The 26803-nt window shown below is 62.4% G+C and carries 20 protein-coding genes and 1 rRNA gene; 10 read left to right on the top strand and 11 right to left on the bottom strand.

From position 1 onward, the window contains the following. Nucleotides 1-234: 234 nt before the first annotated feature. Together M5B42_RS08180 and M5B42_RS08185 are read left to right on the top strand one after the other, a co-directional pair. A complete protein-coding gene (locus M5B42_RS08180; RefSeq protein ID WP_248745498.1) occupies nucleotides 235-825 on the top strand; it encodes a tail fiber protein in 591 nt (196 codons plus the stop codon). Between the two features lie 196 nt (nucleotides 826-1021). Continuing rightward, nucleotides 1022-1333 (top strand): hypothetical protein, encoded by a 312-nt coding sequence (locus tag M5B42_RS08185; RefSeq protein WP_248745499.1) that lies wholly within the window; start codon nucleotides 1022-1024, stop codon nucleotides 1331-1333. Here M5B42_RS08185 and M5B42_RS08190 read toward each other — a convergent pair. Genes M5B42_RS08190 through M5B42_RS08205 form a run of 4 tightly spaced genes read right to left on the bottom strand, consistent with a single transcriptional unit; the run spans nucleotide 1326 to nucleotide 6053 of the window. Beyond that, on the bottom strand, nucleotides 1326-1820 hold the full coding sequence (locus M5B42_RS08190; protein ID WP_152741826.1) for a GNAT family N-acetyltransferase: 495 nt from the start codon (nucleotides 1818-1820) through the stop codon (nucleotides 1326-1328). The genes M5B42_RS08185 and M5B42_RS08190 overlap by 8 nt on opposite strands. A 29-nt stretch (nucleotides 1821-1849) precedes the next feature. Then, on the bottom strand, nucleotides 1850-3946 hold the full coding sequence (locus tag M5B42_RS08195) for a biotin/lipoyl-binding protein (protein ID WP_248745500.1): 2097 nt from the start codon (nucleotides 3944-3946) through the stop codon (nucleotides 1850-1852). Next, complete coding sequence (locus tag M5B42_RS08200) at nucleotides 3946-5268, bottom strand: HlyD family efflux transporter periplasmic adaptor subunit (RefSeq protein WP_248745501.1); 1323 nt, start codon at nucleotides 5266-5268, stop codon at nucleotides 3946-3948. The genes M5B42_RS08195 and M5B42_RS08200 overlap by 1 nt, the downstream gene beginning before the upstream one ends. Beyond that, the gene (locus M5B42_RS08205) at nucleotides 5265-6053 is read right to left on the bottom strand and encodes an efflux RND transporter periplasmic adaptor subunit (protein WP_248745502.1); all 789 of its coding nucleotides are present in this window, start codon (nucleotides 6051-6053) and stop codon (nucleotides 5265-5267) included. Before M5B42_RS08205 ends, M5B42_RS08200 begins: the two co-directional genes overlap by 4 nt. Before the next feature lie 225 nt (nucleotides 6054-6278). Here M5B42_RS08205 and M5B42_RS08210 point away from each other — a divergent pair, with 225 nt between their 5' ends. From M5B42_RS08210 to M5B42_RS08220, 3 genes are all read left to right on the top strand, one after another. Continuing rightward, the gene (locus M5B42_RS08210) at nucleotides 6279-8456 is read left to right on the top strand and encodes an outer membrane assembly lipoprotein YfiO (RefSeq protein ID WP_248745503.1); all 2178 of its coding nucleotides are present in this window, start codon (nucleotides 6279-6281) and stop codon (nucleotides 8454-8456) included. A gap of 6 nt (nucleotides 8457-8462) precedes the next feature. Beyond that, entirely contained in the window at nucleotides 8463-9176 is a 714-nt protein-coding gene (locus M5B42_RS08215; protein WP_248745504.1) for a DUF3142 domain-containing protein, read from the top strand. Nucleotides 9177-9503: 327 nt separating this feature from the next. After that, a complete protein-coding gene (locus tag M5B42_RS08220) occupies nucleotides 9504-9884 on the top strand; it encodes a hypothetical protein (RefSeq protein ID WP_248745505.1) in 381 nt (126 codons plus the stop codon). 196 nt (nucleotides 9885-10080) lie between these two features. Here the strand turns inward: M5B42_RS08220 and M5B42_RS08225 are convergent, their stop codons facing one another. The 5 genes from M5B42_RS08225 to M5B42_RS08245 form a co-directional block, all read right to left on the bottom strand. Further along, nucleotides 10081-12627, bottom strand: a complete 2547-nt coding sequence (locus M5B42_RS08225) for an EAL domain-containing protein (protein ID WP_103499539.1) — start codon at nucleotides 12625-12627, stop codon at nucleotides 10081-10083. Nucleotides 12628-12909: 282 nt separating this feature from the next. Beyond that, nucleotides 12910-13782 (bottom strand): ABC transporter permease, encoded by an 873-nt coding sequence (locus M5B42_RS08230; protein WP_103499538.1) that lies wholly within the window; start codon nucleotides 13780-13782, stop codon nucleotides 12910-12912. Nucleotides 13783-13801: 19 nt separating this feature from the next. Further along, on the bottom strand, nucleotides 13802-14656 hold the full coding sequence (locus M5B42_RS08235; protein ID WP_248745506.1) for an ABC transporter ATP-binding protein: 855 nt from the start codon (nucleotides 14654-14656) through the stop codon (nucleotides 13802-13804). A 5-nt stretch (nucleotides 14657-14661) separates the two neighbouring features. After that, nucleotides 14662-15699: an ABC transporter substrate-binding protein gene (locus M5B42_RS08240; RefSeq protein ID WP_152741834.1), complete on the bottom strand. Its 1038-nt coding sequence runs from the start codon at nucleotides 15697-15699 to the stop codon at nucleotides 14662-14664. 25 nt (nucleotides 15700-15724) lie between these two features. Further along, nucleotides 15725-16621 carry a TauD/TfdA family dioxygenase gene (locus tag M5B42_RS08245; protein WP_248745507.1) on the bottom strand — a complete coding sequence of 299 codons (897 nt, stop codon included), beginning with the start codon at nucleotides 16619-16621 and terminating at the stop codon, nucleotides 15725-15727. Between the two features lie 523 nt (nucleotides 16622-17144). On the opposite strand from M5B42_RS08245, the gene M5B42_RS08250 reads away from it, so the two are divergent. The 5 genes from M5B42_RS08250 (at nucleotide 17145) to M5B42_RS08270 (ending at nucleotide 24363) form a co-directional block, all read left to right on the top strand. After that, nucleotides 17145-17834, top strand: a complete 690-nt coding sequence (locus tag M5B42_RS08250; protein WP_248745508.1) for a GntR family transcriptional regulator — start codon at nucleotides 17145-17147, stop codon at nucleotides 17832-17834. 868 nt (nucleotides 17835-18702) lie between these two features. Then, nucleotides 18703-19482, top strand: coding sequence for a DUF3050 domain-containing protein (locus M5B42_RS08255; RefSeq protein ID WP_103499533.1), 780 nt, complete (start codon nucleotides 18703-18705; stop codon nucleotides 19480-19482). After that, the gene (locus M5B42_RS08260; protein WP_248745509.1) at nucleotides 19479-20408 is read left to right on the top strand and encodes a diiron oxygenase; all 930 of its coding nucleotides are present in this window, start codon (nucleotides 19479-19481) and stop codon (nucleotides 20406-20408) included. Before M5B42_RS08255 ends, M5B42_RS08260 begins: the two co-directional genes overlap by 4 nt. Before the next feature lie 14 nt (nucleotides 20409-20422). Continuing rightward, entirely contained in the window at nucleotides 20423-23866 is a 3444-nt protein-coding gene (locus M5B42_RS08265) for an amino acid adenylation domain-containing protein (protein ID WP_248745510.1), read from the top strand. 29 nt (nucleotides 23867-23895) lie between these two features. Further along, entirely contained in the window at nucleotides 23896-24363 is a 468-nt protein-coding gene (locus M5B42_RS08270) for an SRPBCC family protein (RefSeq protein WP_248745511.1), read from the top strand. Nucleotides 24364-24523: 160 nt separating this feature from the next. On the opposite strand, the gene M5B42_RS08275 is transcribed toward M5B42_RS08270, so the two are convergent. Both M5B42_RS08275 and rrf read right to left on the bottom strand, forming a co-directional pair. Continuing rightward, on the bottom strand, nucleotides 24524-26404 hold the full coding sequence (locus tag M5B42_RS08275; protein WP_248745512.1) for a methyl-accepting chemotaxis protein: 1881 nt from the start codon (nucleotides 26402-26404) through the stop codon (nucleotides 24524-24526). Nucleotides 26405-26628: 224 nt separating this feature from the next. After that, a 5S ribosomal RNA gene (gene rrf / locus M5B42_RS08280) occupies nucleotides 26629-26744 on the bottom strand. Between the last annotated feature and the right edge of the window lie 59 nt (nucleotides 26745-26803).

A 26803-nucleotide genomic window follows, 5' to 3' on the forward strand; every position in this document is an offset into this window, starting at 1 on the left:
CTAGAAATCGACAACTGCACCCGCCTGGGGGGGTATGACGCGGTGATTGTAGGCTAGAACGATACCGCCTTGCCTGACTGTTCCCATCACGACCTTGAGCATGCAAAAAACCCGGCGCGGGCCAGGACAGCGTCTACGCTTCAGGACGGTGCACAGCAGACCCGGATCGGCGGCCTACGCAGCCCGTCCAACGGGCAAGGCACTTCACTTAACACAGCTGAAGGATAAGGATCTATGGACGTATTTCTCGGCAGTATCCAGATGTTCGGCTTCAACTTCGCCCCCAACGGTTGGGCGCTCTGCAACGGCCAGTTGCTCAATATCCAGCAGTACCAGGCTTTGTTCACCTTGCTCGGCACGACCTACGGTGGCAATGGCGTGCAGACCTTCGGCCTGCCCAACCTGCAAAGCCGCCTGCCCATTGCCCAGGGCACCGGACCGGGCCTGACGACCCGGGTGATGGGTGAAGCCAGCGGCACCGAACACGTCTCCATCCTGGGCAGCAACCTGCCGCCGCAAGCGATCCCCACCACCGGCCTGACCGTCAGCACCACCATCAACCTGGCGAGCGTCGCCAGCAATCCGGTCACCGCACCGACCACCACCAATGCCTATATCGGTGCATCCGTCCCTGGCGGGCCGCCCTCGGCCGCGATCTACTCAGACGCGCAAGGCGCCTCGCCGGTCGCCCTGAAAGGCGCCACCACCACCATCGGCGGAACCCTGGCCATACCCGGCAGCGGCGTGCCCGTGGGAACGATGAATCCGTATCTGGTGGTGAACTTCAGCATCGCCCTGCAAGGGCTGTTCCCTTCCCGTAACTGATCAGGAACGCGCGCTGAAGGCGCCACAAAACCTGTAGGAGCCGGGCTTGTCAGGTCGCCGTACGCCGCGAAGCTTTTGGTGCTCTCACGGGCCTCTTCGCGAGCAAGCTCTACTCCTACAGGGACCGTGTTTGGCCTTGACTGAGCGGTATTGAGCCAAATGCCCTGATTCTTGCCGTGCATGACGGAGAATATCGATGCTGCAACAAGTTTCAAGTGAACACTTCCAGTTGCTGATGAAACAGCACTGCCCGCTGCACCTGCCCGACGGCAGCCTGCTGCCGATCGAGATCGAGTCGATCGTGCTGCGCCCGCAATCGCGCCTGCCGGAAAGCAGCCGGATTCCCTTCAACGTGGTGTTGCGCAGCCTGGGACCGACGGAGTTCGTCGACGGCCTGTGCGCCCTGGAGTTACCGCAACTGGGTCGCGTGGACGCCGTCTTCGTGTCCCGCGAGCCGCCCCTGGGCCGTGATCCGGCGCTGGGTTACTTCAATATCGTTTTCAACTGAAACCCGGGTACCAGATCAAGCGTTCAGCCCCTGGCGAGCTCTCTTCGACCCGAAACCCCAGCGCCAGGTAATGCTGGCGCGCCTGGGGATTACTCGCCCAGACCACCGTTGCCACCGGGCAGCGCACCTGCTCGGCGGCCTTCTGCACCCCTTGCAGAACACTGCGACCAAACCCCTTGCCACGGGCCGCCGGGATAAACGCCAGGTACAGCACGCGGATTTCGTTGGGGCCGAAGTCGGCGCTGAGCACGCCGATGGGGATGTCGAGCTTTTCCACCACGTAGTGCATCGCATCGGGGAAGTGCTCGCCGATCCCATGCTCCTGCACCTGGAATTGCTGGGCGACCACTTGTTCGACCACCTCGGGATCGGCGTCGATCCACTGCAACTCGGGCCGGGCCGACTTATAGAGACTCTGCAGAAAAGGCCCGTCGGTAGGCCGTGAGGGCCGCATGGACAAACCGGCGGCAGACGCATTGTTCAACATCGGTTGTACTCCCTGAACCGTTGTACTGACTAGAAACCACTCTCCCGCACGCCCAGGGCGGCCATGCGCCGCCAGGCCGTGCCCAACAGTGACTCACTGCGTCCCTGCAACACCGCTACACCACGCAGTGGATGGCTGGGCGTCGGCATGTCCTCGAGCAACCGCAAGCGGGCGCCGTACTGCGCCTGCACCGGCTCCGGACGACGGTTTTCGTCGCGGCGCACGGCAATCGGGCCATGGTGATCGGAGGTCAGCGCCTCCTGGTCGATAGCCGCCACACCGTTGGCGTCGACGTCCAGCAACTCCACCGGCCAGGCCGGGCGCATCGGGTCATCCGCGACAAAACGCCCTTTCGCCCCCGGCGCAACTCGCCACAAGTCCTCTTCGGCCAGATAACCACGCATACGGGTGCCACCCTCGACCACCCGCGCCAGCGGCTCCTTGGTCGAAACCCAGCGCCCGACCGCCAATTGCGGCATCAGGTCGCGCACTTGGCCGGCCTGGGGTGCCTTGAGCAACAAACGCTCACGACGGGCCTGCAACCCCCGGTATTCGGCCACGGCCTCCGCCAGCCGCTGTTCAAGAATACCGACATCCGCCGCGGTCTCGCTGCGTCCGGCCTGGCGGCGCATCTGCAATTGGAGGATATCGATTTCACGGCGCACGATGATCAACCGCGAATCGACGTCCGGCGACTCCAGCTCCACCAGCACCGTGCCCGCCTCGATCATCTGCCCATCATGCACATTGACCTGCTTGACCCGCGCGGCAACCGGCGCGTGCAGGGCCGTGACCCGCCCGGCTTCCAGCATCACCGGTATTTCCACGCTGCTGCGCCAGGGCACCACCACCAGTAACAGCAGCGCCAGCAGACCCAGGCCGCTGAGCAACACCCGTGGGGTATGCGCCTGCTCACGTCGCGACCACCATTCGCGGGTCTCCTTGAAAATCGGCAGGAAGATGAACCAACCCAGTTCCACCATCATCAGGAAGATGCCCAGCAATTTGAAGAAGAGGTGATAGACCGCCAGGGCGATCCCGAAAAACAGCGCCGCGCGCCACAACCAGGAGAGGAAGCCCCACCACAGCAGGCGTCGGCGCATCGCCGGCGGCCAGGGTTCCGGGGCCGGCTCGTCGTAGCCGAACAAGGCCTCGCGCAAGCGCCAGCGGCACAGGGCAAAGGCCCGGCCCTGAAGGTTGTCGATTTCCCAGAAGTCGCTGAGCAGAAAATAACCATCGAAACGCATGAACGGGTTGAGGTTGACCGCCAGGGTGGTCAGCCAGGTGGCGCTGGCGAGCATGAACGCCGCCGTGCGCGCCGGCCCATCCGGTAACAGCGACCAGGCCAGCAGGGCGATACAGGCCAACAGCATCTCGGCCATGACCCCGCCGGCCCCGATCAATAATCGCGCCTTGCGGTCGTTGATCCGCCAGGCGTCGCTGACGTCCGTGTAGAACAGCGGCAGCATGACCATGAAGGCCACGCCCATGCTCTGCACCCGACACCCCGCACGCTTGGCCATGAAGGCATGGCCGAACTCGTGGCAGAGCTTGGCGAAGAACAGCGCGATGCCAAAGGCCATGGCCCCGCCGAGGCTGAACAGGTGCGGAAAGGTCGAGAGAAAACGCTCCCAGTCCCGCGAAACCAGGAATACCCCAAGCCCCAGGGTGGCCGGCAAGCCGTAGCGCAGCAGGCGCGGGCCGAAGCGTTGCAGCCAGGGCCAGGCACTATTGAGGAAGGCATCCGGGCGCCACAGGGGAATGCGGAAAAACAGATATTGATGCAGCGCCATCTGCCACAGGCTCTGGCGCGACGCGGCGGCTTTCCAGGCATAGCTGGCACGCTGTTGCGGGTCCAGCGAGGCGATCAGGTCATGGGAACGCAAAAAGCCCAGCAACTGCTCCAGCTCCGGGTCGCCCAGGGGCAGGCCCGGTTCGCGGTTCGCCGCTTGCAGCACCTGCGTCGGATCACCCAGCGACCAATGCCGCAGCAAACGCATGGCCTGGACACCGAGCTTGAAATAACGCCCGCGCACCGGGTCGGCCAGGGTCCAGCGCGGCGAGCCATCCAACGCCGGGGCGGCCGCGGTGAGCTGCAGATCCGCGCGCAGGCTGGGCAGGTTCATTACAGCCCGACGCTCTGGCGCAGCCCGGCCAAGGGCCGGCGCAGCAGGTACAAGGCCAGCGGCGCGCGCTGGCCGAAGAGTTTCGCCGTGCCGCGCAAGCCGATACGCGGTACCGGGGTATCGGTGAAGCTGGCATCCAGGCGATAGGCCAACTGCCCGGCCGGGGTCGATTGCGCCTCGTAGGCCACCCGCTCCAGCTTGGCCGAGTAACGCTGCAAGGGGTCGCTGTCGAGGAACAAGGCGACTTCGGCGTCGGACGTCAGGGCAATGGCGTCGCCGACCGCCAGTTCAATGCGCAGTTCGGCCTGGCTCGGGTCGGCGATTTCCATCAGCCGCTCACCGGTCTGCACCGGCTTGCCGGTCCAGCGTTCGGCGTCGGCGAAAACCGCGATACCGTCACGTTCGGCGCGCACTTCGCTGCGCTTGAGCAATTCGGCGGCGTAATCGCGCTCGGCGCGTTTCTGCTCGACCCGCGCCGCCAGTAAATCGATCTTCGAACTCGACTCTGCATCGGCAAAAGCCCGCTGGGCATTGGCCTTCAATTCGGCTTCGGCCACGCCCAGGGCGCGCTGGGCCACATCGGCCTGGGCCTTGAGGGTGGTGCTTTCAAAGCGTACCAGCAGGTCGCCGGTCTTCACCGTCTGGTTCGGTTTGACCAGGAATTCGGCGATCACCCCGTCCAGCGGGGCTGCCACCACCCGGCCGGCCAGCGGCACGACTTCCGCCGGCGCCAGCACCGACTGGCGCACTGGAATCAACAGGCTCAGCAGCGCCAGGAGCACCAGCAACGCCTGGCGCTTGCGGGTGAAACGCAAACGCCACGGCCGGCGGGGCTGCAGGGCGAGCCAGGCATGGCTGTAGGTGTCGCCCAATTGCGCCAGCAGCACCTGTTCGGAAGGACTCCAGGGATTGTCGCGAGCCAGCCAGAGGCCGCCGAAGACCTCGCCCTTGTGATCGAGCAGCGGCAGCCAGAACACCTGGGGCGCCGACAGGCTCTGCCAGTCCTCGCGCACCGAAGCGGTGAAGGCGTCCATCGGCACCACGGTCGCCGGCTTGGCCCGTTCCAGCTTGAAAATCTGCGCCACGGCGTGTTCGACGAAGGCGACAAACGGCGCATTCGGTTCCACCGAGCTGACCCCGGTGACCGCCCGCACCTTACCGGCGATCAGCAGGGCAGCGTGGCGAAAGCCAAACAGCGCCTGGCCGTCGTTGACCAGGCTATAAGCCAGCTGTTCGGTGGTGCGGGCAGCGCGGGTCACGCGTTCAAGGTCGAGGAACTGGGCGAACACCCGCTCCACGGCACCCGCTACCGGTGCGTTCATTTCAGCGCCTCGAAGCGCGCGGTGCCGCTCATGCCCGCCAACAGGCCGTCGGCCTTGGGCAGGCTGGCCACCAGCAACAGGGTCTGGCTGCCTTCATCGATCCGCGCGCCCAGGCGTTTGATGGTGGCAGTCAGTGGCTGCCCGGTTTCATCCGGTACAAAACTGAAAGTCTGGCCGGCCTTGAGCTTGCCCATCCAGCGCGACGGCACCAGCAGGTGGATTTCCAGGGTACGGTTGTCGACGATCTCCAGCATCGGCGACCCGGCCGAGACGCTTTCATAGCGCTGGACCTTGCGCTGCACGACCTGGCCGTCATAGGGCGCAATCACGCTGCAACGCCTGACCTGTACCTGGTAGACCTGGGACTGGGCCTGGGTTTCGGCGAGCTTGGCCTCGGCGCGGGCCACTTCGAAGCGGCCGACGGAGTTCAACGAAGCCAACTGTTTATTGTGGGCCAGCTCTTCACTGGCACCGCGGCTGGCGGCCTGGGCGGCATTGAGCTGGGCCTGATAGGCCGAGCAGTCGAACCGCGCCAGGGTGTCGCCCTGCTTGAAGGTTTCACCTTCACTGAACGGTAACTCGACGATACGCCCCGACAGCTCGCTGGCGAGCATCGCCTGGTCACGGGCGCGCAACACGCCACGGGCCTCGCTCGCGGCGACGGCATGGGTCGCTGCAGCATTATTATTGTTATCCAACAGCGGGTCAGTCTCGGCCGGCGTCTGCGCCTGAGCCAGGCACGCCATGCAGGACAACCCAAACACACCCACCCGCAAACACCACATATTAAGGGACTCCTTGTCGGACAATCGCGAGTCTACGGCAGCCGTATCAAGCGTCAAGCCAATTGCCACTATGTTTATCGAACGACCGGGCGGTCGCCGATGTGCGGCAGATCACAGGCTGCAACGCCGTGCTGGGTACAAGCATAGGTGTTGTGGCCCGGCTTCGGTATTATTCGCGCCATTCCCGGCCTCGCTGCCGCTCGTTTAACGAATTAGGGACAATTCATGCGTATCGGTCTTCTGACATCTCTGGCCCTGGCGGTGAGCGCCGGCTTCTGCTCACAGGTCTTGGCCAGTTCCGACGACACCTGCTACCCGCGTTGGTCAATGCTCAAGTACAGCCTCGACGGCTGCAGTAACCTCGCCTTCCTCAACCCGGGCAACGACAGCCGGGTCAACCTGCGCCTGTTGCTCGCCGACCAGGGCGCTTTGCCCCTGGCGCCCAACCCGTTGAGCAACGACGACCTGGGCGCGGGCTTCGGCCCGGTACCGTTCGCCACGACCCGCCTCGACGCCGCCCCTGAGCCGGTCGTCGGCGCCGAACCAGGCAAGCCCGTCGCCGCCCCGCTGGATGAGGCCCTGGGAAAACTCGGTATCACCCGCGAAAACGCCGACACCGCCGTCAGTTCGCTGCTGTCCGGCGAGGGTGGCCGCTGCCGCAGCAACGACGCCGACAGCGCCACGACCTTTATCAACCAGTTGCTGGGCAGCAGCGAACTGCCCGACCCCGAGCGCCAGGCCCTGGCCCGCGCTCGCGTGCAGATGCTCGGCACCTGCGCCTGGGAGCCGGCGCAGCAAGCAAGCCTGGTGCCCGCCGTGCAATCGGCCCAGGGCCAAGCATTTACCAGCTACCTGAACGGTGCCATCAGCTTCTATAGCGGGCGCTTCGCCGACGCCGCCCAGGCCTTCGCCAGCCTGGGCGAAAGCCCGCAACCCTGGCTGAAGGAAACCGCGCAGTACATGCAGGCGCGCACCGCCCTCAACCTGGCGCAACAGAACACCTTCGACAGCGACGGCATGCCGACCAAGGAAGAGGCCGACGCGGCCCAGCTGAAACTGGCCGAAGAAGGTTTCCAGCATTACCTCGGCACCTGGCCCGAGGGCCTCTATGCGACCTCCGCCCGTGGCCTGTTGCGCCGGGTCTACTGGTTGGCGGGGAATGCCGAAAAACAGGCGACCGAATACCTCTGGCAACTGGACCAGGCCAAGGCCGAACAGCGCAACGTGACGCCTGACGAGCTGGTGCAGGAGATCGACAACAAGATGCTGTTCGGCGGCGGCAAGGTCGAGCACCCCTTGTTCCAGGCCCTCGACGACCTGATGGGCATGCGCCCCGGATACGGCGAGAACGCCACGCCCAAGCTGACCCTGGAAATCCTCCAGGCGCAGAAACCGATCTTCGCCGCGCAACCGGCGCTGTATGACTATTTGCAGGCGGCGTTCCAACTGTATGTCGCGAAAAACCCGGAGCTGGCGCTCAAGAGCCTGCCGACCGAGATCCCGGCGAAACTCGACTACCTCGCCTTCAGCCAGCAGATGCTGCGCGGCCTGGCCCTGGACGCAAAACAGGACGTGAACGGTGCCGAAGCCCTCTGGCTGCAACTGCTGCCGCAGGTCCACCAACCACTGCAACGCGAGCAGGTCGAACTGGCCCTGGCCAATCACTACGAGCGCAACCAGCAGGTGGCCAAGGTGTTTGCCGCCGACTCGCCGATCAAGACCGCGCAGGTGCGTGCCATCCTGCTGCGGCATATCGCCGACGCCGGACTGCTGCGTCAGGTCGCCCAGGGGGAAGCTTCCACCGAGCGGGATACGGCGCTGTTCGTGTTGCTCTACAAGGACCTGCGCCTGGGCCATTACGCCGATTTCACCGCCGACCTCAAGCAGTTACCCGCCGAGCCGTCCGACACCAAACTGGGTGCCTCGCTGGGTTACACCTACAGTGGCGGCCAGCCGCTCAAGCTGTTCCGTTGGAGCGGCGCCAAGGCCGAGTCCGGCTATGCCTGCCCGACCATTGGCGAGACGGCGACGACCTTGCAAGCCGACGCGAAGCAGCCCCAGGCGCTGAACTGCCTGGGGGAATTCATCCTGCGCAACAGCCTGGACGGCATGCCGCTGGATAGCCAGCGCAGCGCGGATGAACTGGGCGGGACCGCGTCCTTGTTCAAGGGCACGACCTTCTCGCGTCTCGACGGCTACCAGAGCGTGATCGGCGATGCCAAGGCGTCGTCCACCGACAAGGCCTACGCACTGTTCCGCGCCATCAACTGCTATGCGCCCTCGGGCTACAACAGTTGCGGCGGGAAAGAAGTGACACCGGCTCAGCGCAAGGCCTGGTTCAAACAGCTTAAAACCAGCTATGCCAGCACCCAGTGGGGCAAGTCGCTGCAGTACTACTGGTAAGTGGCCGTGGGTCGCTGGCGCTGGCTGTTGCTGGCCGGGCTGCTGGCGTTGGCCGATGCCCGGGCGGCGGTCGATGCGCGGGACTACGACAGTTTCTGGCTGTGGAGCGGCGTCGCCCCGCAGCCGGTGCTGAGCCAGGCCAAGAGCCTGTACATCCTGCAAGGCCAGGTCAGCGAGTCGCGGCGCTCGCCGCAGCGGACGGTCAACTTTATCGCCCAGGGCATTGCCATTCCACGCCTGACCCGGGGCGAGGTCTGGGTGGTCTATCGCGCCCACACCCTGCGTTGGCCGGAGTCGGTCTATCAGCAGTTGCTCGGCCAGGTGAAACGCTGGCAACAAGCGGGCAATCCGGTGGTCGGCATCCAGATCGACTTCGATGCCCGCACCCGCTATCTCGACGAATATGCCGCTTTTCTGCGCGACCTGCGCCAGCGGCTGCCCGCGAACTTGCGCCTGAGCATCACCGGACTGATGGACTGGAGCAGCAATGCCGACCCGGCGGCCATCGCCCAACTCAAGGGCGTGGTGGATGAGGTGGTGGTGCAGACGTATCAGGGGCGGCACAGCATTCCCGATTACGCCGCGTATCTGCCACGGATGAACCGGCTGGGCGTGCCGTTCAAGATCGGTTTGATCCAGGGCGGCGAATGGCAGGCGCCGGGATATTTGCAGGGAAATGAGTGGTTTCGGGGGTATGTGGTGTTTTTGCAGAACCCCTGATTACCGGACAATTCCCTTTCCCTTGCCTGAAGTTTCCTAGAAAATCCTTTCGCCTTGCGCCTGCTGGAAGCGGTCACTAGTCTTCGTCCTATCGCTGCAAAATCAGCGATCGGGCGTGAGAACCCGTGCTCAGTAAGCGCATCAGCGCCACTTTCGTTACGAACGCCTTTTCATCAGAAAACGCTTCATGGCGGCTGTGCGCAGGCAGACTTCGGTCTGGCCGGTTGCCTACTGTCCGGTATTCTCACCCTGTGTACAGCTGCCACCCTTTGCCGCGTGAGAACGGCAATCGATGGCCCCTCATTACGTACATGTAGGAGCTGGACCATGGATAAAAGACTTACACCCGACCCGCCGATCACTTTCCCGGCATCACGTCGCGCAAAGACCGGAAAACCTCATTTCGATGCCGCTGCCGAACGCGCTTTTGCGCACTACGGGCTGCCGCTGAGCGAAGACCCACTCAGACCTCACCCAACCTTCTCGCCCTCGCCCACTCGTATCCCGTCGTTACTCAGCGTAGAAGACAAGCTGGTCAACGCGCTGTCGATCCTACAATCGGCGGCGGCCACGGCTTACGAGTCCGCCGACCAACTCGACGGGGCGAAGCGCAAGTTGGCGATGGGGACGGTGCATCTGATCGAGTTGGCGCAGTCGTGGGTGGACTCGGTGATTGATGAGACGTCGACAATGGGGACTACGGGCTGATCCAGGGCCTGCGGTGTTGCTGAAGACGCCTTCGCGGGCAAGCTCCGCTCCCACAGTAGTTCCAGGTCGCACGCAAACTCCAGGCTCGACGCGAGATTTACTGTGGGAGCGGAGCTTGCCCGCGAAGGCGGCAGCACAGGCACCACAAAATCAGCGGATGTATATCAACGCACCAGAGGCCGCGACTAATGGAACATCAGGCATTCAGCCGAAAACTCTCCAGCCAGGCACCCAGCTCGGCCGCCCGCATCGGCTTTGAAATCAGAAACCCCTGCGCCACCTCATAGCCCTGGGCCTGGAGAATCCTTTGCTGGGCCAGGGTTTCCACCCCCTCGGCCACCACCCGCAACTCCAGGCTCTCGCCGATACGAATCACAGCCTCGCTCAGGGCCTGGCTGGTCTCGTCGGTTTCCAGGTCGTGGACAAAACTGCGATCGAGCTTGAGCTCCTGGATCGGCAAGCGCCGCAGGTAGCTCAAACTCGAATAGCCCGTGCCGAAGTCATCCATGGCCAGACGGACCCCAAGGGCATGAATCTCATCGATCGTGCACAAGGTATCCGGGTTGTTGTCCATCAACACACTCTCGGTGATCTCCACCGTCAGGTCCGCCGCCACCAGTCCGTTCTGCGACAAGGCCCGACTGATAAAACGTGGCAGATCACGGTTGTGGAAATTGGTCGGTGAGAGATTCACCGAAATGCTCGGCACCTTCAGGTGCTGACGACGCCAGCTCGCCAGCTGCCGACAAGCCTCACGCACCGACCATTGGCCGAACTCGCCGATCAGGCCGCACTCCTCGGCCATGGGAATGAATGTGCAGGGTGATACCTCGCCGAATTGCGGATGATTCCAACGCGCCAAGGCCTCGATGCCGCACAGGTCCTGATGGTTGAGATCGACCTGCGGCTGATACACCAGATGCAGCTGTTTGCGATCAATCGCCTCACGCAGAGCGGTTTCCAGGCTCAGCCGCCCCTTGGCCATCTGATCCAGCCCGTGACTGAAGAAACTGACGCTGCCCCGTGCGCTGGTCTTGGCCTGGTACATGGCAATGTCGGCCCGTTGCAGCAGGACCTCCATGGTCCGGCCATCCTCGGGAAACATACTGACGCCAATGCTGGCGGACGGCTTGAGGGTCACCCCGGCGATCTGGCACGGGACGCTCAGGCAGCTTTTGAGACTGACGAGAAGATCGGTCACTTGCTCCAGCGAGCATTGCGGCAATACCAGCACAAACTCATCGCCGGACAGCCGACAGACAATATCCTGCTTGCGTCGCCGCTCCTGCAAACGCCGGGCGATCATGCACAGGAACTCATCGCCCGCCGCATGCCCAAGGGAGTCGTTGACCTGCTTGAAGCGGTCCAGGTCAATGAAGACCACGGCCAGGCTGCTCTTGCTCCGCACCGAATCGGCAATCGCCTGGTCGGCCTTGGCGTGCAGCATATTGCGATTGGGCAGCCCGGTCAGGTCATCGTAAAACGCCAACTGACGAATATGCGCGCGGGACTCTTCGCGCTCCAGGGCCAGCGCGCAGAGGTGGATCGTGGCATTCACCAGCAGTTGATCCAGCGGGCTCGGCTCGCGCCTCTCCCGGTAGTAGAACGCGAAGGTCCCGAGCACCCGGCCAGAACTGGATTTGATCGGCGTCGACCAACAGGCCTTGAGCCCCAACGGAATCACCTTGTCGCGAAAACCTTCCCAGAACGGGTGATGAGCAATGTCCGCCACAACCACCGGCTCACCGCTGAACGCCGCCGTACCGCAAGACCCCACTTGCGGCCCGATGCGCAAGCCATCCAACGCATTGGAGTAATGTTCAGGCAAGCTGGGGGCGGCCAGGGGGTGCAAGGTGCCCCCTTCGTCCACCCGCAGAATCGAAGCAATCACGTCAGGGGCAATCCGCTCGACTTCACGGCAGACCAACATCATCAAGGCCGCCAGTGATTCCTCTCGAACCATCGCTTCGAGCACTTTGTGCCGCAGGACTTCCGGCATTCGCGAATGAGTCACGTCAATCAGCACGCTGACGGTATGGGTCAGGTGACCGAGGCTATCGAGCACCGGATAGGTAGTGACATTGCACCAGACACGACGGCCATCATGGCGATAACCGAATTCCTGTGAGTGATATGCCTCACCGCGCCCCAACTGAGCACGGATGGCGGCGATATCTCCCACCTCGAAATAGGGGGCAATCAGGCTGATGGGCGTTCGTCCCACCACGGCGGCTTCGTCATAGCCGAACATCTCGGTGAACCCACCGTTGACGTAGCGGATCTGCCATTGGGCATCCGTGACGATGATTGCGTTTTCGGTGCTGTCGACCACCAGTGACAGTAGATACAGGCGTTCGCGCTCTTCATGCTGGACCGTGATGTCCTTGATGAAGGCGGTGTACATCAACTGGCCGTCGCTCTTGACCTTGGAGATGGACATCGCCCCCCAACGCCGGGCGCCGTCTTTGCGCTCGATCAGCACGTCGCGACTGGTGCCGACGATCTTGTTGAGGCCGCTGCGACGATTGGCATCGATGTAGCCGTCGTGCTCCGCACGGATCAACTGTGGCACCAGGATACTGACGTTCTGCCCGATCACCTCCTCCCGGCTGTACCCCCACAAGGCTTCGGCGGCAGCGTTGAACAGGATGACCCTGTTCTGGCTATCAATGACCACAACACTGTCGATGCTCTGCTCTAGGGTCTGGATGAAAACCTGGGAAAGATCCTGAATGTCAGGCATGGCGGTAGCCCACTCACGGGAAGGAAGACAAACACGGTGTCGGGCTCCTTCCCGGTGCTTCAGGACTTTGTTGATCGCCGCCCCACTCTTGCAGAGATCAGAGGGGGGTTGAATGGCCCTCCCTATCGATGCGCGACAGTAGTAAGGTCGTCATGTAAACACTAATATCAATATGCCTCCATCCGATCATCGGACTATTGACCCGCATCAAAGAACCCCAAAGGACAGATGTAATATCTTCGTCGCGACCCCGCGACGTAGGCGTTCTCAAAAGCATTCTCATTAGCTATAGCGCTGCATCCCCCAACGCTTCACCGTGATTCGCTCCAGGGTGTCGAACACCAGGTTCTCCACCAGCAGGCCGATCAGGATCACCACCGCCAGGCCAGCAAATACCTTGTCGGTGTAGAGCTCGTTGCGGTTCTGGAAGATGTACCAGCCCAACCCGCCCTTGCCGCTGGTGGCGCCGAACACCAATTCGGCCGCGATCAGGGTGCGCCAGGCAAACGCCCAGCCGATCTTCAACCCCGCGAGAATCGACGGCAACGCCGCCGGAATCAGGATGAACAGCACAAAACGCAAACCCTTCAAACCATAATTACGCCCCGCCATGCGCAAGGTCTCCGACACCCCGAGAAACCCGGCATAGGTATTCAGCGCCAACGCCCAGAGCACCGAGTGCACCAGCACGAAAATCAAACTGTTCTGCCCCAATCCGAACCAGAGCAACGCCAGCGGCAGCAACGCAATCGCCGGCAACGGGTTGAACATCGACGTCAGGGTACTCAGCAGGTCCCGTCCAAACTGGGTCGACACCGCCAATGTGGTCAAGGCGAACGCCAGGACGATCCCCAGCACATAGCCCTTGAGCAGCACCACCAGGGAAATCCCGACCTTGCTCAGCAACTCACCACTGATCAGGCCGTCGTACAACGCACTCGTCGTCTGCAGAAAACTCGGCAGCAACAGATCGTTGTTCTGATACCGCGCCGCGGCCTCCCAAAGCACCGCCAGCAAGATCAGGATCAGGCTCTTGCGTAACCAGCCCTGTTGCCACAACCGTTGCCCCAGAGGCAGTTCGCGCTCCAGCGGGACCTCGAGCAACGGCTCCAGGACCACTTCATATTCTTCACGCACAGGGGATGAAAGACTCATCGGGCATTCCTCCAGCCGCTCAATAGGCGATGCGGATATCGGCGAAATTCAGTTCGGTTTCAGCCTGCGGGGTTTCGTCGAACAGCAGCCGGTGGATCCGTCGCGCCGACGCCTGGAACTCGACGCCGCCCAGGCTGTGCAGGTTGTACTGATGGCTGTGGATCTCCGCCCGTACCCGACCCGGATGGGGTGACAACAGCAGAATGCGGTTGCCCACCACCAGCGCCTCTTCAATCGAGTGGGTGACGAACAGCAGGGTGAAGCGCACCTCCTCCCAGAGCTGCAGCAACTCCTCCTGCATCTTGCGCCGGGTCAAGGCGTCGAGGGCGGCGAAGGGCTCGTCCATCAGCAGGACTTTGGGTTGCATCGCCAGGGCCCGGGCAATCGCCACCCGGGCTTTCATACCGCCGGACAAGGTGTGCGGATAGGCATCGGCAAAGGCCGACAACCCGACCTTCTCCAGATAATGCAGCGCCCGCTCCTCCGCCTCCCGACGCTTGAGGCTGCCGGACGCCAGCAGCGGAAACATCACGTTCTGCTTGACGGTTTTCCAGGGCGGCAACTGGTCGAATTCCTGGCACACCACGATACGGTCCGGGCCCGGCTCGGTGACGGCCTGGCCTTGCAGGCGGATCTCGCCTTCACAGGGCCGGAGAAACCCGGCTACCGCCTTGAGCAAGGTCGACTTGCCACAGCCCGAAGGCCCGAGCAGCACAAAACGATCTTCACGGTCGACTTCAAAACTGACCTGATGCGTCGCCCGCACCACCCGCGCCGGCGTGCGGTATTCCAGGCTGACCTGGTCGACCGCCAGCAACGCCGGGGTGGCGACGCTCGGGTTGCTGGCCGTGTGGCCTTGCAAGGGGGCATTCATGTCGGTCAGCTCCCCTGCAACAGTTTGGCGTCCTCGAAGAAGTAGTCCTTCCACGATTCCGGCTTGTGCTTGATGGCGCCCACACGATAGAGGAACTCGGCCAGGGGGTAGGTGTTCTTCGGCGTCACGCTGAATTCGAACTGCGGGTTGTCGATGATTTTCAGCAGCGCCGCACGGTCGATCTTGGCCTTGGTCACCCGCAGGTAGGTGTCCGCCGCCGCGCCTTTGTCCTTCTGCGCGAACTCGGCCGCTTCGGCCAGGGCGTCAACGAAAGCCTTGTAGGTTTTCGGGTTGTCGTTGCGGAATTTCTCCGTGGCGAACAACACCGTCGGCGAGTTCGGCCCGAGCAGGTCGTAGCTGTTGAGCACCACATGCACGTTGGGGTTTTCCAGCGCCTGTTCCTGGAACGGCGGGTTGGAGAAGTGCCCGGTCAATTCGGTGCCGCCGGCGATCAGCGCCGCCGTGGCGTCGGGATGCGGGACGGCGACGGTGTATTTGTCCAGGCGATTGAATTCCTTGTCGCCCCACTGCTTGGCCGCGGCGTATTGCAGGAAGCGCGACTGCACGGAAACGCCAACCGCCGGCAAGGCGATGCGGTCCTGGTCGGTGAAGTCGGCGATGGTCTTGACCTTCGGGTTGTTGCTCACCAGGTAGTAGGGAAAGTTGCCCAGGGAAGCGACCGCCTTGACGTTCTGCTTGCCATAGGTGCGATCCCAGATGGTCAGCAAGGGCCCGACACCCGCACCGGCGATATCCACCGAGCCGGAAAGCAGCGCGTCATTGATCGCCGCGCCGCCGGACAGCTGGGTCCAGTCGACCTTGATATCGATGCCTTCGGCCTTGCCGTATTTCTCGATCAGGTGCTGGTCGCGGACCACGTTGAGCAACAGGTAGACGATGCCGAACTGTTCGGCGACGCGGATCTCGCCCTCGGCCTGGGCCGTGGCAGGCGCCAGCAGGCTGCCGGCCAACAGGCTCAAGCCGAGGCCGACGGCGGTGGTGAGACGGCCGAGTTTCGGCCACAACGCAAAGGGTGCAGGCATGGGGATGCTCCTTGAAGCGATCGGATCAGAACGGGGCATCGCCCTGGATGGTGGTGCGGTAGAGCTTGCGCCGCAGGTAACTCGGGCAACCGGCAGCCAGGTGCACCAGCGAACGGTTATCCCAGAACACCAGGTCGTGGGGCTGCCACTGATGGCGGTAGATGTTTTCCGGCAACACGCTGTGGGCATACAGCTCGCTCAGCAGCTGGCGGCTTTCGTCTTCCGGCAGGCCGACAATCCGCGTGGTGAAACCCTCGCTGACGAACAACCCCTTGCGTCCGGTTTCCGGGTGGGTACGCACGATGGGATGCACCACCTCGGCGACCTGGGCCAGTTGTTCAGGGGTCAGGGTCGGCCGCCAGTTGCCTTCGAATTTGGTCTCGCTGTAACGCGCCGTGTAGGAGTGCGCCGCCGAACGGCCTTCGATCGCCTTGCGCAGGGCCTCGGGCAAGCTGTCCCAGGCCTTGTGCTGGTCGGCAAACAGGGTGTCGCCGCCTTCGGATGGCAGCTCCTGGGCGTGCAGCATCGAACCGAGGCTCGGCAGCTCCTTATAGGAGAGATCGGAATGCCAGAACTTGCCCGCATCGCCCAGGCCGATGTTCTGGCCGTTTTCGACGATGTTGGAAACGATCAGGATCTCCGGGTGCCCCGCCAGCAGGAATTGCTTGAGCACATGAATCTGCAACACGCCAAACCGACGGCTGAAGGCGATCTGCTGTTCGGGACTGATGCGCTGGTCGCGGAACACCACCACAGGGTGATCCAGGTGCGCACGGTGAATGCGCGCAAAGTCCTCGGCATTGAGCGCCTGGCTCAAGTCGAGGCCGACGATTTCAGCGCCCACCGATCCATCAAAGGGGCGGACGTCGAAGTGCTGTGCCGGGGCATCAGCGGTGGTCGAAACGGAAGAAGCCAGGGACATGGAAGGACTCCTGCGCAGGGCACGCTCAGAGGTGCACTTGGTGATCAGACACTCACGCGGGTCGCGTGTGGGTTCAGTTCATACGGCCCACCCAAGGGTCGGTGAGCACGCAGAAATATGACGATATAGATATAAGAGAGATAACTTAAATACTATTAAGGAATATCAATAGGGCCTTTTTCATAAGCGCCCCGGCGCCGAGCCGGTGAGAGGCGATGATTTTTTCACGCGCCCCGAGGACCTCTCCGACACATCCGGATACCTTGAAAACCCGGGTTCTGGAACCTTGTGCAAAACACTGGAGCCGCGGGAAGCAATACGCATCGCCAAGAGGGCGAGTCCCTACAGCCACTTGGGAATCGATTGATAGTTTCAGTGAGGGCTGGTGAAAGAGAATGGCACCATGCAATCATCCGTTATCGCGTGCCTCAGGCGCAGAGAATGGACGGTTTGACAAGCACCCGGGCAGCTTCTAGTGTGCCATCGGATCACCCTTCAACCTTGTTCAAAACAGAGTAGTCGCGTGGCGGAAAAACCGAATCCCTTGAACAGCGTTCACGTCAATGGACCCATACCCGCCCATCTGGCCCGGGCGGTGATTGAGGAGACCTTGCGCAACGCCATCCTGGACGGGCGTCTTCCCTGTGGCCTGGCCTTGCGCCAACAGGAACTGGCGACGCTGTTCGGCGTCAGCCGCATGCCCGTGCGTGAAGCCCTGCGCCAGCTCGAAGCCCAGGAACTCCTGAATGTGGTGCATCACAAGGGGGCCGTGGTTGCCCCTTTGATCGTCGATAATTCCATCGAAGCCTACGACTTGCGGATCCTCCTGGAGACCGAGGCCCTGCGCCTGTCGGTGCCCCTGCTCGATGACAACGACTTCAAGCAGATCGAGGCCTATATCGATCTGCTGGAAACCGAACAGGACTATACCCAGGTCGGACGGCTCAATCGCCTGTTCCACATGGGGCTCTACAGCAAGGCCCCCAATCACAAACTGTTGAAGCTGATCAAGCAGGGCCTGGTGGAAGAAGAACGCTTCCTGCGTTTCAACCTGTCCGCCATGGGGCTGGGCAAACTCTCCCAGGATGACCATCGCGCCCTTCTCAGCGCTGCTCGGGCCGGCGAGATCGAGGTGTGCGTGGAGAATCTGCGACACCACCTGCAACGCGGCATTGAAGTGATTCTGCGTTATCTGGCCCAGGCCCGGTCTTGACCCCTGAGCCGATACGCCTGTTGGGCCCGGGGTCTGCTGTTCTACCGATGTGCATGGCAGCCCACAGGCTGATGAGACGGGTTGTCGGTGAGCGATAACAACACCGCCGACAAGCTGCCATCAGCTGTTTTCCATGATTTGTGAAAAAGGTCGTGGGCGCACGCCCTGCCACGCGGGATGACCCTATCTATTCACCGCTTCGGACAGGTTTCGCCTCTTCCGGCGATAGCAGAACTGTCCGTTTGGGCACAGGCTTGCTCACCGATAATCAATTGACGAGCGACGTACGGCTCTGCGCATGCAACTTTCGGATTACATCACTCAACCAAGGAGCACTTCCACGCGCCGGAAGTACGGATCAGCCGTGTCTCGGCCACGCCTATCAAACTATTAATCCATCCCATTGAGAGCCAGTTGAATGAGGCATTCCATCATTCATTTAAATTCTGATCGTTATTATTCGGAAGGGGCACTCTCACCCCTAAAAACACGGCATCGCCAGTGTTATCGGGGACACTCATCTATTAAAAAGTGCCACTTACAATTGTTCTAAAAATAACTTGATCCGCGCTGATTATTTGTATTAATTTTTAATGGCTTTCGGGCAACCCCTGTCGCCAAGGCCTTAGCCAGCCTAGACATAGGCGCCCGGCAACACCAAACAAAATACGCTCAAAACGCTTGCACGATGACACTTTGGCGTACGTTAAATACGCCGTGATCCCTCTCGATACTTTCAATTTCTTATTGAGGACTCTGTTCGTCCGCCCGTTAGCCAATGCAACACCGTGACACCGCCATACCGTATAGAAAACACCGTGCAACCTGTCACAGCCCTTTCAACTTCGCAGACACGTGGTGAATATTAATGAGCGCACTAAAGCACCTTCTCGACGCCCGTAAAGAACAACTGACCCAACATCCTGTATTCAGTGAGATTCATTCACTTTCACTCCTTCGACGGTTCATGGAAGTCCATGTCTTTGCGGTCTGGGACTTCATGTCGTTGACCAAGCGCTTGCAACAGGAACTGACCTGTACCACTTTGCCCTGGCTGCCGCCCAGGGACCCCCAGGCCGCACGCCTGATCAATGAAATTGTCCTTGGCGAGGAATCGGACCAACGCGAAGGCCCCGGCCATTGCAGCCACTTCGAGTTGTATCTGGAAGCCATGCGCGAGGTGGGCGCCAGCACGGCCGCCATCGAGCACTTCATCGAACTGCTGCGTGAAGGCGTGACGGTCGACACCGCGCTGCGCACGGTGAACGCCGCGCCGATGGTGATCGGCTTTGTCAGAAACACCCTCGATATCGCCCTCCACGCCTCGGCGCATCAGGTAGCCGCGGCCTTTCTGCACGGCCGGGAAAGTGTCATCCCGCAGATGTTCCAGCGGATTCTCGATGAGTGGGGCATCGATCACGCCCAGGCCCCGACGTTGCGCTACTACCTGCAACGGCATATCGATGTCGACTCCGAGGACCACGGGCCGGCGGCCGAACACTTGCTCGAACGCCTGGTGGGCGGTCAGCCGCAACGCGAGGCGGAGATCTACAGCGCCGCCCTGGCCGCCGTGGACAGCCGCCTGGCGCTGTGGGACGGCTTGCAACTGAGCCTGAGCGAACGCGCCGTCGAGGTGGCCCTCTCATGAACGCCGTCGACTACACCTCCTTCGCCGATGCCTGGGAAAGCCGCGCCAGCATCCGCACCCGCCCACGGCGCCTGCTCGAGGACGACGATCGGCTGATCTATCCCCTGAGCCGCCAGCCCCTGGTCAGCAGCGAGAGTTTCCTCACCCTGTGTCCGGAGCAGCGGGATTTCGTGCTGCTGCAGAGCCTCTACAAATTCATCAATGACGTGGTGATTTTCGAGACCGATATCGTCGACCGCACCGCCCGCAGCATTGCCAAGGGGCGCTTCCCGATCCGCTTTCCGTTCGCCTGTCGTTATGACGCCATGACCGTGGTGGTGGACGAGGACTATCACGCCCTGGTGGCCATGGACTTCATGCAGCAGACCGTGGCCATGACCGGCATCGAACCCCTTGAGCTGCCCGAGGAAATCGAACTGAGCCGGGCGATCCCGGCGGCCATGGGGATGGCCCCCGAGCACCTGCAAGCGGCCATGGAGCTGATCTGCGTGGCGATCTCGGAAAACACCGTGACCAACGATGTCGCGGCCTTTGCCAAGGACGACACGATCAAACCCTCGATCAAGGGCCTGATGGCCGACCACCTGCTCGACGAAGGCCGGCATGCCGGGTTCTGGACGCGCCTGGTGCGGATCTACTGGCAGACCGCGAATGAGGACGACCGCGACCTGATCGCGCAGATCCTGCCGGTGTTCATCGTCCATTACCTGACCAACGACATCCAGAAAGCCTTCGACTTCCGCGTGATCGAGCACCTGCCGGTGAGCGAGGCGATTCGCCAGGAACTCAGGCGCGAGGCATTGGGGCTGGCGTATCCGATCAATCGCCACCATCCGCTGGTGATCAATATCGTGCGCTTTCTGCGTAACAGCTCGCTGCTCGATTCGCCCTGTGTTCAGGACGCCTTGAGCGACTACCTGATCTAGCCAAGGAGATCATCATGAGACGTCTCACCCTTTTGCTCGTCGGCAGCAGCCAGGCGCTGGATGAATTGCTCCGCGAGCTGGAACAGCACGGTCATTCGATTCAACGCCTGAGTCACGCACAGGCCATCGAAGCACAACCGCCGGGCGCGGCGGATCTGTTGATCGAAGATGGCAGCCTGGTGCTGCCCACCAGTTGGCGGCGCGACCTCGGCGCCTGCATTCACCTGGCCCTGCGCCTGGAACAAGGGCCCGTGGCGCCCCAGGGCCTGCCCGCACTCAGCCTGCTTTGTCGGCTGGTCGAGGATGCCGGGAGCCGCCTGATCCAGCGCCTGGGGGTTGATCAGGACGGCTCCGGAAACGGCCAGGCGCTACGCCTCGCCGCAGTCCAGGCATTGGTGGAGCGGGTGGCCTTGCAGGTCAGCCGCTATTCCCGTGACGCCGAATACTTTGCCGAGGCCGCCACGTTGCCATCGGCGTCGGAGCACCCGGAACAGGATCTGCGCAGGCTTGAGACGCTGGCTTTCGAACACCGTCTCAACCAGACCGCCCGCCCCGAGTTGCTGGCCCTGGCCCAGGTGTCGGTCATCGAGCATATCGAAAGCAGCCTGCTGCGTTTCGCCGAACGCCCCGCGCTGACCCTGGACGGGGTGTCGCTGACCTACCGGGAACTGCACGACCTGAGCCGGACGATCCAGCAAAGTCTGCTGGCCCGGCTCGATGCCCTGGGACCGTTCACCGAACCGCCGGTGATCGGGCTCTGCCAGCACAAGAGCCCCGCGCTGTACGCCAGCATCCTGGCGATTCTCGGGGCCGGCGCGGTGTATCTGCCGCTGGACCCGGGCCACCCGCTGCAACGCCAACTGTTCGTTCTCAAGGATGCCGGCGCCAGCCTGCTGCTGCATGACGGACAATCTTCCCTGGCCGAACAGCTGCTGGCCCTGGATGTCCGTGGCCTGGCGCAAAAACCGACTGATCAGCCCCTGGTGCGCCAGGCACGCGCCCCCCAGGCACCCTGCCTGGCGCTCTATACCTCGGGCACCACCGGACAGCCCAAGGGCGTGCTGCTCAGCCAGCACAACCTCAGCCACTTCACCGCCTGGTATGCCGACTATGTGCAGCTCAGCGAAACCAGTCGGGTGCTGCAGTTCTCCACCCTGAGTTTCGACTCGTCGCTGATCGACATCTTCCCGACCCTGGTCAGCGGCGCGGCGCTGGTGGTGCCGACTGAAGACCAGCGTCGCGATCCCTTGCAACTGCTGGCGCTGATTCGCGGGCAACGGCTCAGCCATGCCTTCCTGCCGCCGGCACTGCTGAGTATCCTGCCGCTGGACACGCCCCTGGGCCTGAGCCATGTGATGACCGGCGGTGACGTGTGCGAACCGGATGTCATCGAGAAACTCTCGACCCAGTGCCATTTCTACAATCTCTACGGCCCTACCGAGACCACCGTGCTGGTCACCGCCAGGCGCTTCCAGCCCGGCTCCGGCAATCGCAGCCTGGGCCAGGCCATCGCCAACAGCCAGGTGCTGATTCTCGACGAACAGCGCCAGCCGGTCGCCGAGCAGACCGTCGGCGAGTTGTATATCGCCGGCCCCGGGGTCGGCCTCGGTTACCTGAACAATCCCGACAAGACGGCGGACAGTTACCTGCAACTGGCGCTGGGCCAGGGCGAAAGCCTGCGGGCCTACCGCACCGGCGACATGGCCAAGTGGACCAGCGAAGGCATCGAGCTGTGCGGGCGCCGGGACAACCAGGTGAAGATTCGCGGCTTCCGGGTCGAGCCGGAGGAGATCGAGCAGTGCCTGCGCGACAGCCGGCTGTACCGCCAGATCGCGGTGGTCATCGATCCCCGGCGGCGGGTGCTGGCCTTTATGAGCCAGCCGCAGTCTGCCGGCGGCCAGGACGCCCTCAGGCAGCATGCCGAGCGCTACCTGCCGGACTATATGCAACCGACCGTCTACACCGAGCTGGCCAGCCTGCCTTCGGCCAGCAACGGCAAGATCGACCGCGCGGCGTTGCTCAAGCTGCCGGTGGAGACGCCCGAAAACAGCCGCCGCCGGTTACCCGCCACGGCGGACGAAAGTCGCCTGCTGGAACTCTGGGCCGAGCTGCTGGAACTGCCTGTCGAAGATATCTCCACCGACGAGAGCTTCTTCAACCTGGGCGGCCACTCGATCCTGTTGTCGAAAATGCTGCTGGGTATTCGCGAGCAGTATGGCCGGGGTATCTCCATCAACCGCTTTATCGAGGAACCGACCCTGTGCCGCCTGGCGATGCTGGTCGGTGGCGCGGCTACCAGCCAGGCCCTGAGCGAGCAGATCCTGATCGATGTCGAGCGGGAACTGGGCCTCAACGTATTGCCCGCTGATCGCACCGGTGATGTGAACAAGGTGGTGGTGACCGGCGCCAACAGTTTTGTCGGCGTGCACCTGGTCGAAGCGCTGCTGGCCGGCGGGGCCGTCGAGGTCGCCTGCCTGGTCCGCGACAGCGCCGCGGAACCGGCGGCCGAGCGCTTTGCCCGGGCCCTGCGGGAAAACCGCCTGGAGCACCTGGATCTGAGCCGGGTGCGGGTCCATGCCGCCGACCTGACCCGTCCTCTGTTGGGGCTCGCCCCGGCGGTCTATGAACGGATCGATCGCGAGTTCGGCGCGCTGGTGCACAACGCGGCCAACGTCAACCACGTGCTCGACTACGAGTCGCTGGCACCCGATAACGTCGATCCGCTGTTCGAATGCCTGCGCCTGTGCGAGGGGCGCAGCAAGAAGATCTTCAACTTCATCTCGACGCTGTCGGCCTCCAGCAGTACCGATGCCGAGGGTCGGGTGCTCGAGCAACCGGCGGCCCAGACACCGCCGATCTATATCCGCAACGGCTACAACCTGAGCAAGTGGGTCGGCGAGCGGATCCTGCAACGGGCCCGCGAGCAAGGCGCCTGGGTCAACCTCTACCGGCCCGGCAATATCAGCTTCAACAGCCGCACCGGGGTCAGCCAGCCCCACAAGAACCGATTGATGCTGATGCTCAAGGGCTCGCTGCAGTTGGGCCAGGTGCCCGCCCTGGAGCTCAATTTCGACCTGATGCCGGTGGACTTCCTCGCCCGCTTCATCGCCATGCATGGCCGACGTACCAGCGCCCACGGGGTGTTCAACCTGCATAACCCGCAACCCCTGAGCTGGGCCGACTACATGGCCTCGTTCCGTGAAGCCGGCCATGACTTCCAGCTGGTCAGTGTCGCCGACTGGCAGCGCCAGTTACACCGGGTCGACAGCAACAATGCGCTGTTCGAAGTCCTCGGTTTCTACCTCAACGGTTTCGAAGAGGACATCGGCGATATCTCGGCCATCGGCCATGCCCATGCCGCCGCAGCCGTGCGCGAGATGGGCGAGCAATACCCGGCCAAGACCCCGGCGCTGCTGCGCAAGGGCTGCGACTACCTCAAACAGATTCAATTCATCTGATTCACCCCCCACCCACAAGGAGTTACATCATGAATAACCTGCAACCCGATAGCCTGATCCGCAATCCACAAGGCAGCCCGGTGATTTCATCGGTGGAAGTGGCCCGCGACGCCGCTACGGTCTGGGCCGTGGTCGGCGATTTCGGTGGCTTTGCGGCGTTTATCACGGCGCTGGAGCGCATCGAGATCACCGGTGAAGGCGTCGGCTCGCTGCGCAAGAAGTTCTTCAAGGACGGTAACCTGGTGGTCGAGCAGCTCAACTCGCGGGACGAGCAGGCACGGCGGATGACCTGGACGACGATCTACAACACCCTGGGGGTTGGCCAGCTGTGGGCGTCGATGACGGTCGAGGCGCTGGATGCGGACCGCAGCCGCGCAACCTGGACCATCATTGCCGAACCGGCCAGTGGTGGTGAGGAGGCGCTGCCGGGGTTCCGCAGTTTTGTTCAGGGGTTTGCCGATGATGCGATGAACAATGTGCGGACGTTGTTGAGCTGATTGGGCTTTGGCGTTCTTGAGGGCCTCTTCGCGGGCAAGCCCTGCTCCTACAGTACAGCGTCAATCACAGATTTCGTGTACGACATAAACCTGTAGGAGCAGGGCTTGCCCGCGAAGGCGGCCTCAAGACCGCCAAAAGCCTCGCAGACAAGCCCGGCTATCAGATCCTGAAACTGTCCACCAACTGCTTCAACCGTCCGGCCTGCTGCGCCAAGGCATCGCAATCCTTCAAGGTTTCATTCAGGTTGGCCACACCCTGCTGGTTCAGCAGGTTGATCTGGTTGATATCGACGTTGAGGGTTTCCACCACCGCGGTCTGCTCCTCGGTCGCGGCCGCCACCGACTGGTTCATCCCGTCGATCTCGGTAATCCGCTGGGTCACGCTGACCAGACGGGCACCGGCCTGGTTGGCGACTTCAACGCTCTCTTCGCTGGACACCTGGCTGGCGTTCATGGTCGTCACCGCTTCCCGCGAACCGACCTGCAGCGAGGTGATCATCTTGTGGATTTCCTCCGCCGATTCCTGGGTCCGGTGGGCCAGGTTACGCACCTCATCGGCCACCACGGCAAACCCGCGTCCCGCCTCCCCCGCCCGCGCCGCTTCAATCGCCGCGTTGAGGGCCAGCAGGTTGGTCTGCTGGGAGATGCCCTTGATCACATCAAGAATGTGCCCGATGTTATCGGTGCTGGCGTTCAGCGTTTCGATCTGGGTGCAGGACAGGCTGATCTTCTGCGACAGCTCGGTCATCGCCAGGATGGTTTTTTCCACCACCTGACGCCCGTCGTCCGCCTGCTCGCTGGCGCCACTGGCGTGTTGCGAAGCATCGGCGGCGTTGCGGGCGATCTCCTGGGTGGCCGCCCCCAGCTCGTTGATGGCCGCCGCCACGCTGTTGGTCCGCGCGCTCTGCTCATCGGAACCGATGATCGAGGCATTCGAGGAGTTCATCACCCGCTGGGACAGGTCGTGCACCTGGCGCGTGGCCGAGGATACTTCACTGATGGAGGCGTGGATGCGCTCGACGAACTGGTTGAAGGAACCGGCGAGCTCGCCGAACTCGTCCCGGTTCTCGATGCTCAGGCGGCGGGTCAGGTCGCCCTCGCCCTGGGCGATGTCCTGCATCGCGCGACCCATGGTGGTCAACGGACGCATCAGGAACTGGATCAACAGGGTCAGCAACACCGCGATCGCCACCACGGCAATCAACATCGCGATCAACGCCGAAGTCCGGAACTTGCTCAGTGGCGCGTAGGCCTTGTCCCGGTCGATGGACAGACCGATATACCAGTCCGCCGAAGGCAGGCCCACCACCGGCGTGAACGAGATAATCCGTTCCTGGTTGTTCAGGGTGACTTCCTGGATGCCCTTGGTAATCCGCAGCCCGGAGTTCGGGTAGAGGTCCTTGAGGTTCTTCATCACCTGGTCTTTGTCAGGACTGACGATCACCTGCCCGTCGCCGCTGACCAGGAAGGCCTGGCCAATACCGCCGAAGTCCACCGAGTTGATGATCTTCACCAGGGTCTCCAGGCTCAGGTCACCCCCCACCACACCGAGCAATTGCCCGTTGCTCTTCACCGGCAGGGCGATGGTCACCACCAGGCCGCCGACCGAGGCCATATAGGGCGGAGTGAGCATGGTCTTGTCCGCCACGACAGCGGATTTGTACCAGGGGCGCTGACGTGGATCGTAGCCGTCGGGCATCTTCGCGTCAGGACGCTGGGTGAAGGTGCCATCGGTCTGACCGACATAGGTGAACTGGAAGTTGGAGGTCAATGCCGGTTGATCGACCAGGCCCGGGTAATCGGCCTTGCTGCCCTGATGGGCCAGGTTCTGCGCCAGGTTCTCCAGTACCAGGATCCGCCCGCCCAACCAGTTCTGCACGCTGCTGGCGGTCAGGTCACCGGCTTGCTGGACGGAGGACTCGAGATTCTGCCGGATGGTACTGCGCTGTAGATAGTCGTTGTACAGCGTGAACAGCGCAAAGGCGAGAACCACGACACCAGAGGCGGCCAAAAGGATTTTATGGCTGAATTTAAGATTCATTTCATAGACTTCTATGCCGATAGTGGGGATGCGTGCGGGTACAACACTCGTTGTGTACGTAGGCAGCGTTCTGTGACTGCTCTACTTTGGTGCACGCATTGCTCACCATGCTGTCGGCACCATGGAGCGAAAACTTAACTCATTTCAAGAAATGTCTCGTGGCTTTTTTCAGCCCAAAAACAAAACCCCCATCTGCGTGAGCAGACGGGGGTTTCGGAATTCAATCTTGACGATGACCTACTCTCACATGGGGAAACCCCACACTACCATCGGCGATGCATCGTTTCACTGCTGAGTTCGGGATGGGATCAGGTGGTTCCAATGCTCTATGGTCGTCAAGAAATTCTGTGGCCAGACCCGCCACCGGAGGGCGTGTCAGCAAAATCGGGAACTTCTACT

Source organism: Pseudomonas sp. MWU12-2037 (assembly GCF_023242345.1).
GTDB lineage: Bacteria > Pseudomonadota > Gammaproteobacteria > Pseudomonadales > Pseudomonadaceae > Aquipseudomonas > Aquipseudomonas gingeri_D.